This window comes from Rhodococcoides fascians NBRC 12155 = LMG 3623 (assembly GCF_001894785.1).
Classification (GTDB): Bacteria; Actinomycetota; Actinomycetes; order Mycobacteriales; family Mycobacteriaceae; genus Rhodococcoides; species Rhodococcoides fascians.
On the sequence record NZ_BCWW01000003.1, the window covers coordinates 13,192 to 29,788 of the forward strand.

General features: G+C 64.2%; 15 protein-coding genes. 7 read left to right on the forward strand and 8 right to left on the reverse strand.

Features of this window, described 5'->3' with window-relative positions; translation table 11 throughout:
* Positions 1–26: 26 nt before the first annotated feature.
* A complete protein-coding gene (locus RFA01S_RS07905; RefSeq protein WP_032406163.1) occupies positions 27–938 on the reverse strand; it encodes a universal stress protein in 912 nt (303 codons plus the stop codon).
* A 195-nt stretch (positions 939–1,133) separates the two neighbouring features.
* Here RFA01S_RS07905 and RFA01S_RS07910 point away from each other — a divergent pair, with 195 nt between their 5' ends.
* From RFA01S_RS07910 to RFA01S_RS07925, 4 genes are all read left to right on the forward strand, one after another.
* The gene (locus RFA01S_RS07910) at positions 1,134–1,805 is read left to right on the forward strand and encodes a response regulator (protein ID WP_027495581.1); all 672 of its coding nucleotides are present in this window, start codon (positions 1,134–1,136) and stop codon (positions 1,803–1,805) included.
* The gene (locus tag RFA01S_RS07915) at positions 1,798–3,504 is read left to right on the forward strand and encodes a GAF domain-containing sensor histidine kinase (protein WP_081371303.1); all 1,707 of its coding nucleotides are present in this window, start codon (positions 1,798–1,800) and stop codon (positions 3,502–3,504) included. The genes RFA01S_RS07910 and RFA01S_RS07915 overlap by 8 nt, the downstream gene beginning before the upstream one ends.
* Before the next feature lie 119 nt (positions 3,505–3,623).
* Positions 3,624–4,466 (forward strand): universal stress protein, encoded by an 843-nt coding sequence (locus RFA01S_RS07920; protein ID WP_139278416.1) that lies wholly within the window; start codon positions 3,624–3,626, stop codon positions 4,464–4,466.
* Positions 4,463–5,347 carry a universal stress protein gene (locus RFA01S_RS07925; protein WP_032406165.1) on the forward strand — a complete coding sequence of 295 codons (885 nt, stop codon included), beginning with the start codon at positions 4,463–4,465 and terminating at the stop codon, positions 5,345–5,347. The genes RFA01S_RS07920 and RFA01S_RS07925 overlap by 4 nt, the downstream gene beginning before the upstream one ends.
* A gap of 11 nt (positions 5,348–5,358) precedes the next feature.
* On the opposite strand, the gene RFA01S_RS07930 is transcribed toward RFA01S_RS07925, so the two are convergent.
* Together RFA01S_RS07930 and RFA01S_RS07935 are read right to left on the reverse strand one after the other, a co-directional pair.
* Entirely contained in the window at positions 5,359–7,749 is a 2,391-nt protein-coding gene (locus RFA01S_RS07930) for a phosphoketolase family protein (RefSeq protein ID WP_032406166.1), read from the reverse strand.
* A complete protein-coding gene (locus RFA01S_RS07935; RefSeq protein WP_032406262.1) occupies positions 7,746–8,624 on the reverse strand; it encodes a universal stress protein in 879 nt (292 codons plus the stop codon). The genes RFA01S_RS07930 and RFA01S_RS07935 overlap by 4 nt, the downstream gene beginning before the upstream one ends.
* A 150-nt stretch (positions 8,625–8,774) precedes the next feature.
* Here RFA01S_RS07935 and RFA01S_RS07940 point away from each other — a divergent pair, with 150 nt between their 5' ends.
* From RFA01S_RS07940 to RFA01S_RS07950, 3 genes are all read left to right on the forward strand, one after another.
* Positions 8,775–9,170 (forward strand): DUF6153 family protein, encoded by a 396-nt coding sequence (locus RFA01S_RS07940; protein ID WP_032406167.1) that lies wholly within the window; start codon positions 8,775–8,777, stop codon positions 9,168–9,170.
* A gap of 82 nt (positions 9,171–9,252) precedes the next feature.
* Positions 9,253–9,882, forward strand: coding sequence for a DUF305 domain-containing protein (locus RFA01S_RS07945; protein ID WP_032406263.1), 630 nt, complete (start codon positions 9,253–9,255; stop codon positions 9,880–9,882).
* Between the two features lie 141 nt (positions 9,883–10,023).
* Positions 10,024–11,331 (forward strand): NAD(P)/FAD-dependent oxidoreductase, encoded by a 1,308-nt coding sequence (locus RFA01S_RS07950; RefSeq protein WP_032406168.1) that lies wholly within the window; start codon positions 10,024–10,026, stop codon positions 11,329–11,331.
* Between the two features lie 68 nt (positions 11,332–11,399).
* Here the strand turns inward: RFA01S_RS07950 and RFA01S_RS07955 are convergent, their stop codons facing one another.
* From RFA01S_RS07955 to RFA01S_RS07975, 5 genes are read right to left on the reverse strand one after another with little or no spacing between them, the layout of a single operon-like run.
* The gene (locus tag RFA01S_RS07955) at positions 11,400–12,806 is read right to left on the reverse strand and encodes an FAD-binding oxidoreductase (RefSeq protein WP_032406169.1); all 1,407 of its coding nucleotides are present in this window, start codon (positions 12,804–12,806) and stop codon (positions 11,400–11,402) included.
* Positions 12,803–13,318: a gamma carbonic anhydrase family protein gene (locus RFA01S_RS07960; protein ID WP_027495591.1), complete on the reverse strand. Its 516-nt coding sequence runs from the start codon at positions 13,316–13,318 to the stop codon at positions 12,803–12,805. The genes RFA01S_RS07955 and RFA01S_RS07960 overlap by 4 nt, the downstream gene beginning before the upstream one ends.
* Before the next feature lie 23 nt (positions 13,319–13,341).
* Entirely contained in the window at positions 13,342–14,133 is a 792-nt protein-coding gene (locus tag RFA01S_RS07965) for an SDR family NAD(P)-dependent oxidoreductase (protein WP_027495592.1), read from the reverse strand.
* The gene (locus RFA01S_RS07970) at positions 14,130–15,014 is read right to left on the reverse strand and encodes a PCC domain-containing protein (protein ID WP_027495593.1); all 885 of its coding nucleotides are present in this window, start codon (positions 15,012–15,014) and stop codon (positions 14,130–14,132) included. Before RFA01S_RS07970 ends, RFA01S_RS07965 begins: the two co-directional genes overlap by 4 nt.
* Positions 15,011–16,597, reverse strand: a complete 1,587-nt coding sequence (locus RFA01S_RS07975) for an AMP-binding protein (RefSeq protein ID WP_081371305.1) — start codon at positions 16,595–16,597, stop codon at positions 15,011–15,013. The genes RFA01S_RS07970 and RFA01S_RS07975 overlap by 4 nt, the downstream gene beginning before the upstream one ends.

Below are 16,597 nucleotides of genomic sequence, written 5' to 3' on the forward strand. Positions count from 1 at the left end.
GAACGGCATTGTCCGGTCGGGGACAGTCACATGATGGGCCGGTGGGTGACAGCGGCGAGGCGACCGGGCGACGGCACGACGGTGACCGGGCAGTGCGCTCGCGTCAGCACCGACCGGCTGGTCGAGCCGAGCATCATCTCCGCGTAGCCGCCGCGTCCGTGACTACCGATCACCACCAGCTGAGCACCTTGGGCGTGATCGAGAAGTGCCTGCACCGGTTTGTCCTTGACCACCACGGACCGCACCGACACCGTCGGATGGAGTCGAGTGTGCGGTTCGAGCAGCCGCGCCAAGTGATCTGCAGCCGCGCGTCGGTTGTCCGGCCACTCCATTCCTCGAATCGGGAAGCCGATCGACAGATCCGTGTCCGACCAGGAGTGCACCGCAGTCAGTGGTGCCGATCGAACATCCGCCTCCTCGAACGCCGACGTCATTGCGGCAGCGCTCGCCTTGGTGCCGTCCACGCCCACGACCACCGGTTGGCTCGCGTGGTCGATACTGCCGTCGGTCCAGCCACGCACCACGGTGACCGGGCAGCGAGCATGAGTGGTGACGGCGAACCCGATCGAGCCGAGTGACCGCTGCTCGGTGCCACTGAGCCCCCGCGTGGCAATGACCACCATGCGAGCTGTCTCGGACAGTTCGAGCAATGTGGACACCGCAGAGGCTTCGGACGAGACGGTATCGACGGTGACTGTCGCCGTCCCACGAGTCGCAGTCTCCCGGGCCTCGCTGAGAATTCGGTCGGTTTCCGATCTGGCCTGGTGCACCACGGTATCGGGAAGGACGCCCAACCCGGTCAAGACCTTGGGCAGCGACATCGCTGAGACGACAAGGAGATCGGACAGGTGCAATCGTGCGTCGAGAGCGGCCCAACGCACCGCGTCCAGAGCCGCCGCCGAACCGTCGACCCCGACGATGGTCGGAAGTGGACCCATCGATTTCCTCCTCGGTCGTGGTGTCGAACATCCATCAGACGCCGCGCACAGCCTCGGGCGCGGCAGGACAACAACACCTGGACCGAGGACTTTGGTCCTCTGTTTCGGTGACGAAAGGTCGGACCACCGCCGCCCGTCCCCCGTAGGCTCAGAAATCGAGGCGTTCGACATGGACGCAGGTAGAGGGGTGTCGACGTGGTCACGGTGTTCTTGGTGGACGATCACGAAATCGTGCGGCGCGGTCTGATCGACCTCATCGACTCCGATCCCGATCTCGAGGTCATCGGCGAGGCAGGCAGTTGCGCGCAGGCGCTGGCCCGAATTCCGGCCCTGCAGCCCGACGTCGCGGTGCTCGACGTGCGGCTACCCGACGGCAACGGCATCGAACTGTGCCGTGAGCTTCTCGATCGACTGCCGAACCTCAAGACCATGATGCTGACCTCGTTCACCGAGGACCAGGCCATGCTCGACGCGATACTCGCGGGCGCGAGCGGCTATGTCGTCAAGGACATCACCGGCATGGAACTGACCCGAGCGATCAAGGACGTCGGTTCCGGCCGGTCGCTGCTCGACAACCGTGCAGCCGCGGCGTTGATGGACAAATTGCGAGCCGGGACGGCGTCATCGGGCCCTATCGATCACCTCACGCCCCAGGAGCGCACCCTGCTGGATCTGCTGGGAGAGGGCCTGACCAACAGACAGATCGCGGCCAGGATGTTCCTGGCGGAGAAGACGGTGAAGAACTACGTGTCTCGGCTGCTCGCCAAGCTCGGGATGGAACGCCGCACCCAAGCTGCGGTGTATGCGTCGAAGCTCGCCGACGGCGATCCGCCTGCCCACCGGAAACCGGGGTCCCGGGATGGATGACCAGCACGGGGAAACCCGGTCTTCGCTACCGCAACTCCGGCTCGGGGAGCTGCTTGCCGAGGTGCAGGATCGTATCGGTCGCATCGCCGATGCGAGGATTCAAGCCGACGGTCTGCTCGACGCGATGCTCGTCATCACCTCGGGACTCGATTTGGAGGTGACGCTGCGTTCGATCGTGGAATCGGCCGTCAAGCTCGTCGACGCCCAGTACGGTGCGCTCGGCGTGCGCGGAGAAGGCCACGGATTGAGTGCGTTCATCAACTACGGCATGGACGAGGACACCCGGGTGGCCATCGGCCCGCTCCCCACCGGCCGCGGGGTACTCGGACTGTTGATCGACCAACCGAAAGTGCTACGTCTGGACGATCTGACATCGCACCCGGAATCGGTGGGTTTCCCGCCCAACCATCCCCCGATGAAAACCTTTCTCGGAGTGCCGATTCGGGTTCGCGACGAGATCTTCGGCAATCTCTATCTCACCGAGAAGAAGGGCGGCAAGCAGTTCACCGAGGACGACGAAGTCGTCACCAAGGCGTTGGCGTCCGCCGCCGGCATCGCCATCGACAACTCGAGGCTGTACGAGGACTCGCGGGTGCGTCAGGCGTGGATGGAGGCAACGCGGGACATCGGCACCGAGCTCCTTTCCGGGACGGACATCGACGAAGTGCTGCAGATGGTGGCGCGTAAGTCGTTGCACCTGACCGGGTCCGATGCGGCGTTCATCGCGGTACCCGAGGACGCAGACCAAGCCTTCGGGGATGTCACGCAACTCGTCGTCACGGTCAGCGAGGGACTCGGGGCCGATCGAATGATCGGGGCAGTCGTTCCGATCGAGGGCTCGAGCTCGGGAGTAGCCTTTCGGCGTCGAACAGCGTTGCGGAAGGAGCGACTCGACTACGGGGTCAAGGAACTGGGCTCTGCTTTCGGACCCGCAATGATTTCACCTTTCCGCGTGGCGGAGGGCGTCAGTGGAGTCCTGGTGGTACTTCGCACAGAGGGCCGGGGACCGTTCGTCGAGACCCAACTCGAACTGGTCTCGAACTTCGCCAACCAGGCCGCGCTGGTGATGCAGATCGCGGACGCCAGCCGGCGAATGCATCAACTCGACGTGTTGTCCGACCGGGATCGTATTGCCCGTGACCTGCACGATCACGTGATTCAGAGGATCTTCGCTGCAGGATTGGCGCTGCAGAGCACTTTGCAGCGCACCGAGTCCCCGGACCTACGGCAGCGTCTGTCCAGAACGATCGACGACCTGCAGGACACGGTGCAGGACATCAGGACGACCATTTTCGACCTGCAGAGCACATCCCACTCCGCAACACGGTTGCGGCAACGTATCAACAGCGCGGTACTCGAACTCACCGAGAACGTCGATATCCGTGCCGTCGTGCGGATGTTCGGACCACTGTCGGTCGTCGACACCAAACTCGCCGATCATGCCGTTGCCGTTGTCCGCGAGACTGTCAGCAACGTCGTTCATCACGCCCAGGGCGACACTGTGACCGTTACTCTGTCGGTGGGGAACGAGCTCGAAATCGTGGTGTCCGACAACGGGGTCGGTATGCCCGACAACACCACCACCAGTGGGTTGTCCAACCTGGGGGCCCGTGCGGCCGAGTGCGGCGGGACCATGACCGTTTGCCCCGGTGCCTCCGGCAGCGGCACCGATGTTACGTGGGCGGTACCACTGCCCTGACGGCTCCAGTCGTTGGTCACCTCTTTCGATGACCTCCGGCCGTTACCGCGAGTGGCGATGAGCTCGTAGCGTTTTCGGTGACGGTGCTGATCCTGCGTCGCACCACCGAGAGGAACCCGATGAACATCTCACACACCACCGGACCCGTTCTGGTCGGAATCGACGGATCGACGGCCGCGCTCGATGCAGTGCGCTTCGCAGTGCGTGAGGCGCGAGGCCGAGGAACATCACTGCGACTGGTACATGTGATCGAACCCCAGATTCAGCGTGAAACGGTATACGGAGCACCCGACGTGGACGGTGACTATGCGCGAACCGTCTTGGACCAGGCCGCGATCATAGCGAGGGCGAGCGACCCGACCGTCATCGTGGAAGCTGTTGTTCTACAGGGTGTCCCGGAAACGGTGATGCTGTCCGAAGCAGCGTCTGCGTGCCTGATCGTATTGGGTGCCAAGACCGAGAATTCGATCGCTGCACGGGTTCTCGGATCCATGGTGCGCACGGTGGTCGAATGCTCACCGAACCCCGTGGCGATCGTGCACACCTTCGATTCCGAGCGCGACGGCGCGGTCGTCGCCGCTCTGGGAGACGCGAAGGTTTCGGCATCGGACCTCGTTGTGGCGCAGGCATTCCACGAAGCGTCGATGCGCGGGGCCAGCGTGTTGGCCGTGCACACCCAGACTGTCTCGACCATTCTGGCCAGCGCCATCGGCGGTCCGGTCGACCATCTGCACCCCGAGTCGGCAATGGACGTCCGGTTGGAACCCTTCAGCGCCGATTATCCTTCGGTGCGGGTCGCGTCGGTCTACGCCGAGGCCGATGCGGGTTCGGAACTGATCGCGGTGTCCGACACTGCACAGCTGCTGGTGGTGGGGCACGAGCGCGATCGCGTGCCGGGAAGCACGTTGACGAAAGTCTTGCGGCACGCCGAATGCCCCGTCCTCGTTGTGCCGCACGCATGAGTACCGTGAACTCGAAGGCGATCGTCGTCGGCGTCGACGGATCCGGTTCGTCACTCGACGCGGTCGGCTGGGCCGCACGCGAAGCCGAATTACGCGGAGCACCGTTGAAGCTGGTGTCCGCGTACCAAATCAGGGCCCTCTACACCAGTTTCGTCGCACTCCCGTCGCACCTCGGCTCCGAGGAGAATGCACGTGCTGATTCGATTCTGACGTCGGCATCCCTCGTCGCGCGGCGGTCGGTCGAGAAACCCGACGCGCTGACGATCATGATCGAACCGATTGTCGGACCGACTGTTCAGGCGCTGATCGAAGAGTCCGCCACCGCGTCGATGATGGTGGTCGGCTCACGCGGCAACGGCGAGTACTTCGCCGAGCTGCTCGGCTCTGTGAGCACGGCGGTGGCTGTGCAGGCGCGCTGTCCGGTAGTCATCGTGCCGCGCAGCGTGGAATTACATTCGGCACGGGGACCGGTCGTCCTCGGAGTCGACGCCTCGGCGCACAACCAGGAGGCCGTCCGGCTGGCCTTCGAGGAGGCCTCGCTTCGGGGCACTGGCCTTGTTGCAGTCCACGTGTCGACGGACCGACTCGTCTCGTCACCCGACGCGTCGACGTCGGACAAGTCCGAGGCAATTGTGTCCACCGGCCGAACCGTGTTGGCCGAGAACCTGTCCGGGTGGAGCGAGCTGTATCCCGACGTGGTGGTGAAGCAGACAGTGCTGCGCGGCGACGTCGTCGAACGCATCCTGGGCGCGGCGGTGCGCGCAGAGGCCGTGGTGGTCGGTTCGAGCGGACGCACCGGTTTCAGTGGCCAGCTGCTCGGATCCACCGTTCGGTCACTGGCCCACCGCGTCGACTGTCCGCTGATCATCGCTCGCGGATAGCAACCGATCCGTCACGACCACCGCCATTCGCGAATCTCGGGTAGATCCTCGAAGTGTTTCCGGATGTAGGCGTCGTGCCGGGTCAGTTGGTCCCGGCAGTGCTGCCGCAGTTCCTCGGCACCGGCCGGCACCGTGTGTGCTCGGTCGAGTGCTTCGATCGCCAGGTGGTAGCGACTGATCTTGTTGAGCACCACCATGTCGAACGGTGTTGTCGTGGTACCTTGTTCGATGAAGCTGCGGACGTGGAATCTCTGCGCGTTCGGACGGCCGTGCAGCAGCTGGTGCACCGCCCGGGGGTAGCCGTGGAAAGCGAAGACGACATCGACCGAGTCGGTGAACAGATCGGCGAACTGATCCTCCGAGAACCCGTGTGGATGATCGGCGACGGGTAGTAGCGCCATCAGGTCGATGACGTTGACCACGCGCACCTGCAACTCGGGAGTCCAGTTACGCAACAGGTCCGCTGCAGCGAGAGTCTCCTCGGTCGGAACGTCGCCGGCGCAGGCCAGCACGATCTCAGGATCGCGCGGAGTAGCGGTGTTCTCGGTACCGGCCCAGTCCCACCGCGAGGCACCGGCTGCTGCGTGTGCGCGAGCCTCAGTGAGCGTCAGATACTGGGGATGGCTCTGTTTGTCGACCACCAGCACGTTGACGTGTCCGCGGCTCCGAAAGCAGTGGTCGGCAACGGCGAGAAGAGTATTGGAGTCCGGTGGCAGCCACACGCGCACCACATCCGGTGCCAGAGGAATCACCGCGTCGATCAGTCCGGGCCCCTGATGACTGAACCCGTTGTGGTCGTTGCGCCAGCACGTGCTGGTGAGCAGCACGTTCAACGAGGCGACGGGTGCTCGCCAGGCCAGAGTGGCCGCATGCTGCAGCCACTTGGTGTGCTGGATCAGCATCGACACGCTCACCATCGCGAAAGCCTCGTAGCTCGCGAACAATCCGTGTCGGCCCGACAACAGGTACGCCTCGAGCCAGCCCTCACACAGATGCTCGCTGAGCACCTCCATGACGCGACCGTCGGCGGCCAGATTGTCGTCGAACTCGGTGGTCGGCAGCTGCCAGCATCGGTCGGTGGCCTCGAACACGGCCTGCAGACGGTTGCTGGCGGTCTCGTCGGGGCAGAACAGGCGGAAAGTGCCACCGCCGTCGGGTCGTGCGTTGTCGAGGTAGATATCCCGCATCATCTCCCCGAGTACGGTGGTCGTCTCGTGTGAGACGCGTCCCGGGGAGTCGATCGTAAGAGCGTAGTTCTCGAGCTCGCGAATGACCAAGGGCTGCAACAGCACACCGCCGTTGGCGTGGGGAGTGGCCCCGAGCCTCTTGTCTCCCGTCGGAGTGAGTTCACGGATGTGCGCCGCGGGTACGCCGTTGTCGTCGAAGAGGGATCTCGGATCGTAGGAGAGCAACCACTGCTCGAGCTGCGCCAGATGCGACGGATTCTCGCGGACGCCGGACAGCGGGACCTGGTGGGCCCAGTGCGTTCCCTCGATCAGCTTGCCGTCCACCTCGTGTGGCCCGGTCCAGCCCTTCGGGGTGCGCAAGACGATTGCAGGCCATGCACTTCCGTGGTGCGACTCGCCGCCGCGGGCCGCACGCTGGATTCTCCGAATATCGTCGTGGGCGCGGGTGAGAGCGAACTGCAAGGCCGGGAACACCTCTCGCGGATCGTCGCCCTCGACGAAGATCGGTGCCCAACCCTGACCGCCGAGGTAGTCGGCAATCGCTTGATCGGTGCTGCGCCCGAGCACTGTCGGGCCGGAGATCTTGGCGTCGTTGAGATGCAGAATGGGCAGCACTGCGCCGTCACGAACCGGATTCAGGAACGCCGGGATCTTCCACGAACCCGACAGCGGACCGGTTTCGGCCTCTCCGTCGCCGACGACACAGGCGACCACCAGATCGGGGTTGTCGAATGCCGCGCCCGCTGCGTGGATCAGGGCATACCCCAGCTCGCCACCCTCGTGGATACTGCCGGGGTTCTGCACGCTCACATGGCTCGGAATGCCACCGGGAGTGGAGAATTGGCGACACAGACGACGCACACCGTCGCTGTCGAGCGAGATGTCGGGATAGATTTCGCTGTACGTGCCTTCGAGATAGGTGTTCGCGACCAACGCCGGGCCACCATGACCGGGACCGGTGACATACAGCCAATCCGAACCGGTTCGGCAGATGAGGCGATTGAGCAGCGTGTAGATCATCGACAGACCGGGGCTGGTGCCCCAGTGCCCGAGCAGTCGGGGCTTGATGTGTTCCACCCTCAGTGGTTGCCGTAGCAATACATTGTCCTGCAGATAGATCTGGCCGACCGTCAGGTAGTTCGCGGCAGCCCAGTAGCGCAGATCGGCGTCGAGTTCATCGGAGCTGTAGGTGGTCTCGGTGGTGGACGCGGTCATCGGTTCGTGGGTACGACAACGACGGGAACATCGACCGAATGCAGCACTGCGCGGGACGTCGATCCGAGCAGCATCGAGGCGAAGCCGCCCCGGCCGCGGCTACCGACCACGATCAGCTGCGCGCTCTCGGAGGCGCGGACCAGTTCGCGAACGGGTCTGTCCTGAACCACTACCCGGCGGATGGTGACGTCGGGGTAGTCCTCCGACCATCCGGCCAGGCTCTCGGCCAGCGAAGTCTTCTCTGCCAGTTCGGAATCGGCCCACGGACCTTCTTCGTCGCGGGTCAGCACGCTCCCGAGCTCGAGGTCGCTCCACGCGTGTACGGCAACGAGGTCGACACCTCGCATCGACGCCTCGCGCAACGCGAATCCGATGGCCGGCTGGCTGTTGGACGTGCAATCCACACCCACGACCACCGGCCCGTCGCTGACCGTGTTCGACTTGATCACTGCAACAGGGCACTTGGCGTGTGACACGACGGCGGTACTGACCGACCCGACCAATCCACCGGTGAACTCACCGAGGCCTCTCGAACCGACGACGATCAAGGCAGGGGCGACGTCGAAGTGCGTCAGATTGCGTGCAGCCGAGCCATGTTCGAGACGAGTGTCGAGAATCAGCGAATTGCCTGCCGCGGTCTTGTGTGCAACGTCGACCGCAGCGGTCAGGACCCGCTTGGCCTCGACGTCCGGATCTGCGAACGCGCCGATCCGGAGGCTGATGGCATCGCCGTAGGTTCCCGGTGCGAACAGTGACGACGTGACCAACTCGAGCGGGGCGTGGCGTCGTATCGCCTCGCGCGTTGCCCAAAGGACCGCGTCGAGCGATGTGGCAGATCCGTCGACTCCGACGACGACCCGACTCGATGCATTCATGTTGTATTCCCGTTCGTTGACTGTCGTGTTCAGGTACACCTCGAGCATGGCCGGTTCGCTGGAGCGCAGACAGAGTCGGAAGTCCCTCGGCTCGAGCCGGAATGCCCTGACCGCTACCCCTGGGGGGTATGTCTTGCTATCGTCGGTGACATGTATTCAGTGATCCGACGCCGTCGTCCGGGCTTTGCCTCGGCGACCGGATTGCTGATCGCGCTGACGATCCTCGGGGTACTGCTGATGCATTCGGTGACACCGACCACGTCGGCACAAAGCGAGCATGCGGCCATGGCGTCGGCGACCCACCACGAGGACCCGGTTCAGGTGGCAGTCGGTGAGCACGACTGCCCGTCGGCACATCAGATGATGCATCCGTGCGCGGGAACCACCGTGTCGTGGGCTGCGCTGTCGGTCCCGGTGACGAGCGTCGATGGCGTCCACTCGGTCATCCCGGAGGACGGGATCGGTGGGCGCGTCCATTCCATATCGGAGCGTGCGCCGCCGTGGACTCTGTGGGAGTTGGACAGATCGGTGACCTTGCGAGTGTGACAGGCGGCCCGGTGGACGCACGACCACCGGCGGATCGGCATACCTAGAGCCCTGTTTTGCACACTTGTTCAAGGAGATTCACATGCGTACAACACTCGTCGCTTCGCTGGCTGCCGCCACCGTGAGCGCATTCCTCGTCGCTGGCTGCAGTAGCGACACCACGTCGGATTCGTCGACGACGACTACCTCATCGGCTTCCGTTCAGGATTCGGCATCGGCATCGGCATCGGCATCGGCATCGGCGGAGTTCAACGACGCCGACGTCATGTTCGCGCGGATGATGTACCCGCACCACGCGCAGGCGGTCGACATGGCTGACATGGTCCAAGGTCGCACCGACAATCCGGACGTCGTGGCACTGGCGTCGGCGATCCAAGCCGCGCAGCAACCGGAAATGGACCGGATGACGGCCTGGCTCGCCGAATGGGGTCAGCCCGCACCCCCGTCGGACATGGGTGAGATGAGCGGAATGGACCACAGCTCGGGTATGGGCATGATGTCCCAGCAGGACATGGACGCCCTGACCGGTCTGTCGGGCCCGGAGTTCGACCGTCAGTGGCTGACGATGATGATCGAGCATCACGAGGGCGCGATCGAGATGGCGAACAACGAGATTGCGGACGGCTCGAACCCCGACGCGCAGGAGATGGCCCGCACGATCGTGGCCACGCAACAGCAGGAAATCGACACGATGCAGCGGATGCTCGGCTGATCCGTTGTCGGTACGTTGCCGGGCCGCACCCCAGACCGGGGCGCGGCCCGGCGGGGGACGGCTGCACGCCGTTGCCCTCGAGTACGCTGTGACGCGCGAGGAATTGTGTTCTGCGGGTCGGATCGAGGGAGAGTATCGACGATGTCACGTCCACGGGTCCTGGTCCTCGGCGGCGGCTTCGGCGGGTTGTATGCAACCCGCCGGCTGCACGGTTCGGATGTCGACATCACCGTTCTCGAACGAGGCACCTCTCACGTCTTTCAGCCGCTGCTCTACCAGTGCGCAACCGGCCTCCTCTCCGAGGGCTCGATCGCCAGCCCGTTGCGGCACCTGTTGCGCAAGCAGAAGAACGTGAAGGTGGCGCTCGGTGAAGCGACCTCGGTGACAACCGTGGGCGATGGCGGAGTGGTGACGGCGAGCCGCTTCGACGGGTCGACGTTCGAGTTGCCGTACGACTATCTCGTGGTTGCCGTCGGAATGCAGCAGGCGTATCACGGCCACGACGAATACGTGCAGTGGGCACCGGGCATGAAGACCCTCGACGACGCCTTGGCGATCAGGCGAAAACTGATCTCGGCATTCGAGATGGCCGAGTCCCTGCCCACCCCCGAAGAGCGTCGCCCCTGGCTCACCTTCGCCGTCGCCGGTGGAGGGCCCACCGGAGTCGAATTGGCCGGGCAGATAAGGGAACTCGCCACCCGGGCGCTGGCGAAGGAGTTCGATTCGATCCACCCGTCGGAAGCGCGCGTTCTGCTGTTCCACGGCGGTGACCGAGTGCTCGAATCGTTCCCCGACTCCCTGACGAAGAAGGCTCAGCGCACCCTCGACACGGTCGGAGTCGAAACGCATCTCGGCGTTCACGTCACCGACGTCACGGCCACCGACGTCGAGGTGACGGCCAAGGCCGAACCGAAGACCGTCACACGCCACGACACTCGCACCGTGCTGTGGACCGCAGGCGTCGAAGCGGTTCCGTTCGTGAAGCACCTGGCCGACGCCCTGGGCGTCGAGCAGGACAGGTCCGGACGGATCGCTGTGCAGCCCGACCTGTCCGTGCCGGGTCACCGCAACGTGTTCGTCGTCGGCGACATCATGGCATTGAACGGTCTCGCCGGTGTCGCCGAAGTGGCGATGCAGGGTGGACGGGCAGCGGGCGCAGCAATCGCAGCAGATGTATCCGGTTCTTCGCGTTCGGATTTCAAGTATCGAGACCTGGGCACTGCCGCCTACATCGCCCGCGGACACGCACTGGTGCAGGCCGGGCCGCTGAAGATGTCGGGATTCCTGGGCTGGTTGTCGTGGGGCGTCATCCACATCGCATTCCTGGCCGGTAAACGCAACCGAGCCGGGACGCTGATCAACTGGGGCGCAACACTTCTCAGCGGAACACGACGTGAACGGGCAATCACCTACGGCGACCCGGAAACGGCGCGCAAACCGTACAACTGACCTGAGCGCCCACTATTTTCACCCTCGTACGGAATCCCGCTTTCGAGGGCGAATTGTGGACACTCAGATCAGTTGCCGGTGTCGACGGGATGCCCCGCCGAAAGTACGGCACCTGGGTTCAGGATTCCGGCCGGGTCGAGAGACTCTTTCAACGCCCGTTGCACCGAAATCGACACTTCATCGTGCTCGACAGTCAGCCACCTGCTCTTCAGCCTGCCCACACCGTGCTCACCGGTGATGGTTCCGCCGAGTGCGAGGGCGCGACGGGTGATCGCATCGAACGCGGACACCGCTGCGGCGCTACTGGCCGGATCGGCGGCGTCGTAGATGATGGTCGGATGCAGGTTGCCGTCGCCCGCGTGCCCGAAGACGCCGATGGTCAGATCGTGTTCGGCAGCAATCTCTTCCACTGAGGTGATCAGATCGGTGATGGCAGAGCAGGGAACAGCGACATCGTCCAGTAACCAGTCGCCGAGACGTTCGAGCGCAGGGAGTGCGAGTCGACGGGCTTCGAGCAGCATCGCCGCCTCCACGGGATCGGAGCCGACGACCACATCCTCGGCCCCGAACTCGGTACAGATGGTTTCCAGAACGGTCATAACGGATTCGGCATCAGCGTCGTCGCTCTGAATCAGCAGTAGCGCTGCGGTGGTGTCGCCGATTCCCATCTTCGTCATCTCGTCGACTGCCTTCACCGTGGTGCGATCGAGGATTTCGAGCATCGATGGGGTGATTCCTGCGGAGGCAATCTTCGATACTGCCGAACCTGCCCCTTCGAGAGTGGGAAAGGCGGCGACAAGGGTGTGCGGGGCACGCGGTGCAGGCAATAACCGAACGGTGATTTCGGTGATGATGCCGAGGGTGCCTTCCGAGCCGATGAGTAGATGCGTCAGATCATATCCCGCAACACCTTTCACGGTGCGCCGGCCAGTTCGTAGGACCCGCCCATCGGCCAGCACCACTTCGAGACCGAGGACAAAATCGCCGGTGACGCCGTACTTGACGCAGCACATTCCGCCCGCATTGGTCGCGACGTTACCGCCGATGGTGCTGAAGGTGACGCTGCCTGGATCCGGCGGATAGAACAGACCGGCCTCCGATGCCGTGGTGCGCAGATCGGAAGTGATGACCCCCGGTTCGACGACGGCGAGGCGGTTGACCCTGTCCAGTTCACGTATTCGGGTCATCCGATGCAGACTCAGCACAACCGAGTGGGCAGAGGCGTTGGCTCCGCCGCTCAGTCCACTCCCTGCACCGCGTGGTATCACTGCGATCGAATGCTTGCTTGCCGCCGCCATGCAGGCCACGACATCAGCGGTGGTGCGGGGCATGAGCACCGCTGCCGGAACCTCGCTGTGGGTGAACTGGGACTGATCCCGGGCATACCCGGCCACGATATCTGGGTCCACGACGACGATGTCGGCGGGCAGGGCATCGACGAGAGCTGCGATGTCGGTGGTCGCCGGCGCATTCATCGGAGATCCTCGATAGCTGCCCGATGTTCTCGAGCAAGTTCGACGTAGTGGTGGGCATTGGTGCCGTTCGCCTCAACAGTCTCCGCATCGAGCATGCGCCGGATCTTGCCGGGAACACCCGCAACCAACGACCCGGCTGGAATCACGGTGTGCTCGGTGACCACAGCCCCTGCGGCGATCAACGACCCGGCACCGACGACGGCTCCGTTCATGATCACTGCACCCATTCCGACGAGGACGCCGTCCTCGACGGTGCAACCGTGAAGGATCGCACCGTGACCGACGGACACGCTGTTGCCGACAAGAACCGGCATTCCAGGGTCCGTGTGGATGACACAGTTGTCCTGAATATTGGTTCCTGCGCCGATGGTGATGGGTTCGGCGTCGGCGCGCAGCGAGGCTCCATACCAAACACTCGTGTTCTCCTCGAGTGTCACCGCGCCGACGACGGATGCGTTCGGGGCAATCCAGGTCGACTGTGCGACAACAGGTCGCTTCGATCCGAGGGGCACAACAACACCTGTCTTCGGGGTGGTCACAGTGCCCGCACCGCCAATCCGCCGTCGACAGGCAAGCAGACACCATTGATGTAGGCCGATTCGTCCGAAGCGAGGAACACTGCGGCGTTCGCGACGTCCCACGGTGAGCCCATCCGGCCGGTCGGACTGCTGGCATGTCGAGCCGCCATTGCCTCGGCTGCAGCGTTCGGGTCCACCAATTGGCCTGTCACCAAGGGAGTGTCGATCAGACCGGGGAGAACCGCGTTGACCCTGACGCCCTGGGTCGCATATTGCAGGGCCAGTGCGACGGTCAGCTGATTGACGGCCCCCTTCGTTGCGCTGTAACTCGGGTAGTTGAAGCCGGTGTAGCGAATGCTGGCGGTGGAAGAGACATTGACGATCGAGCCGCCGCCGTGCGCGAGCATCGCAGGCAGGACGTGCTTGCAGGTCAGGAAGACTCCGGTCATGTTGACGGCTACCGATCTGTTCCACTGTGCAAGATCGAGTTCGGTGATGTCTCCGACGCCCGCTGCGCCGACGTTGTTGTGCAACACGGTCGGTGGGCCCAGCGCCTCGATGGCCTCTGCCACTACCGATCGAACTTGCTGCTCGTCGGTCACATCGGCAACCAAAGCCACCGCGCTGCCTCCTGCGGCGGTGATCTCCGCGGCGGTCAACTGGGCTTCGGCGTGGTTGCGGTCGATTGCGGCAACGGTTGCACCTTCGCGGGCGAACGCAAGCGCAGCAGCGCGGCCGTTGCTCAACGCCGCGCCGCTCGAACCGGCACCGAACACCAGCGCAACCTTGCCTTCGAGTCGGCCGGTCATCCCGAGATCTCCTCAACCAGAAGCTCGAATGTCACCGCGACGAGATTGCCGCGCTCGGCCAGTTCGCCGGTGTGCACAGTCCCGTGGCGATCGATGGCGCAGACCGACACGTGCGCCTCGGAGAGCCGGTCACCGTCGACGCTCGCGTGGCCGGCGATAGTCACTTCCGTTGCCGGCCCGTCGGCGACAGCGGTGCCGTCGCCGCGAATCAGCGTGGCCCCGACAAGGCTGCCCAGGCTGCCGCGGACCGATGCGGTCTGCATTCCCGCGTCGATCATGACGCGTCGGATGGCGTCGTGTATTTCGACGCCTGGCCGGACGCGCGTCATGACAGCACGGTGAGAACTGCTGAGCGACACAGCTGTCGGCGACGGAGTGAACACCGGCATTGCGGTCTCGTCGTCCGCGCCGCTGGTGAGAGCAACCGAATCGAAAGCATGCACAATTGCCTCCACCGGAGTGGCACCGACGATAGTGTCCGGCCAGAGATGACCGCCGCGAAGGACACCGTCCGCGTCGAACCAAGCTGCATGGCAATGCATGAAGCGTTCGCCGTCCCGGCGACCTACCGTTGCACTCCCCGCGACGATGGTGGCAGGCGCTGCGGTCTCGAACGTCTCGCTGTACCAGGCTGCGCGGGAACCGTCGGTGCACAGTGCGGGGATGCAATAGGAGACGCGGGACAATGGTCCACCGAGTAGTTCCACCTGCGCCGAATCGGCACCCAGGCGCGTCAGTGCCTCGTCGATCGCGTCGACAAGGCGGCGGCCGGGAGTCAGCGACAACCGTTCGACCGCGGTCCCCGTGGTAACGGACTCGAGTCGTTGCACCGCTTGTTCACCCGGGTGCACAAGCGGTTTCAGTACCGTGGAGGCGGTCATGATGCCGTCTCCAGGTTCTTTGCGTACGGGCCCCACTGCTGCTCGGCAAGTTCGTCACGAATCGTTCGCTTGACGATTTTGCCGTAACCGGACTTGGGCAGCGAGTCGCGGAACAGGATGTAGCGCGGAACCTTGTAGCGAGCCATTCGCTCACCGAGCCAGGCTGTGAGTTCCTCGGCCGTCACTGTTCGGTCGGTGCTCCGAACACACACTGCAACACCGACTTCACCCCACTTCGGGTCCGGTACACCGAGCACCGCGACCTCGTCGATCGCGTCATGGGTGAGGATCTTCTCCTCGATGTCGCGCGGGTGAATGTTGGAACCACCCGAGATGAACATGTCCGACGACCGGCCGGTGACGTAGACGAACCCGTCCGTATCCATGACGCCGAGGTCGCCGGTACGAAACCAACCGTCCCTGAATGCCTTTGCGTTCGCGTCGTCGTTGTCGAGGTAACCGGCGAAGACGGCGGGTCCGGCGACACACAGTTCACCGATGTCGCCGGGCGGAACCTCGTGACCGGTTTCGTCCTGGACACTGACCAGCATGCCGGTACGCGGATAACCGCACGTGGACGCGGCGAGCCCGGCGGGTATCGGCCGTCCGTGCTCGGCACTGGGGAGGACGGTGATGTTGCCGGTCACCTCGGCGAGGCCGTAATACTGAACCAGGACCTCGCCGAGTACCGCGCGCGCTCGCTGCTGATCCGGGGCGTACATCGGAGCGCCGGCGTAAATCACATGCTGGAGCGAAGAGTGGTCGTGCCGGTCCACTGCAGCGTCGTCGACGAGAACCTTCAGAATCGTCGGCACGGTGAACATGTTGGTCACTCGCTCCGATTCGACCAGGCTCCACACGTCTTCGGGAACCAGGCTTGCCGACGAAGGCAGAACCGTCGCGGCACCGCGTGCAACCTGTGGCAACATGTGCACACCTGCTCCGTGGGACAGCGGCGCGACGACGAGTGATACGTCGTGGCGGTCGGTGGTCGGCATCAGATCTGCGAGGTGATTGTTGATGACGAAACCGAGCTGATCGTGCGTCAGAATTGCGGCCTTCGGGGTGCCACTGGTGCCGGATGTGAAGAAGTACCAGGCCGGATCTCCCTCCCAGGTGGCCAGGGTTTCGGGCACCGTCGTCGACGACGCGATGTCCGCGACGGAGCCGGCATTCTCGCTCTCGATCCACAGGACTCCCGCGGGCAGACCGTGCGCGGCCTGGACTGCATCGACGTGCGAGGCGGTCGACGCATGTCCGATCATCACACTGGGCCTGCACACCCCTGCAATGACCACGACGTCGTCATCATGCAGCCGCGAATTGACCGGTGCCAAAACAGCACCCACGCGCCACGTTGCGAACATCGCTTGGATGAACTCGGGATGGTTGGGGCTGTCGAGCATGACGACATCGCCCCTCTGGACGTCACGGCGCTGCAGATCTGCGGCCAATGCGTCGACACGTCGATCCAGATCCTGCCAGGTCCACCTCGTGGTGCCGTGCACGACGGCGGTACTGCCGGGGAGGCGCCGAGCGGTTTGCTTCAATATCTCTGCCAGATTCGCAGCACGTCTCGGCAT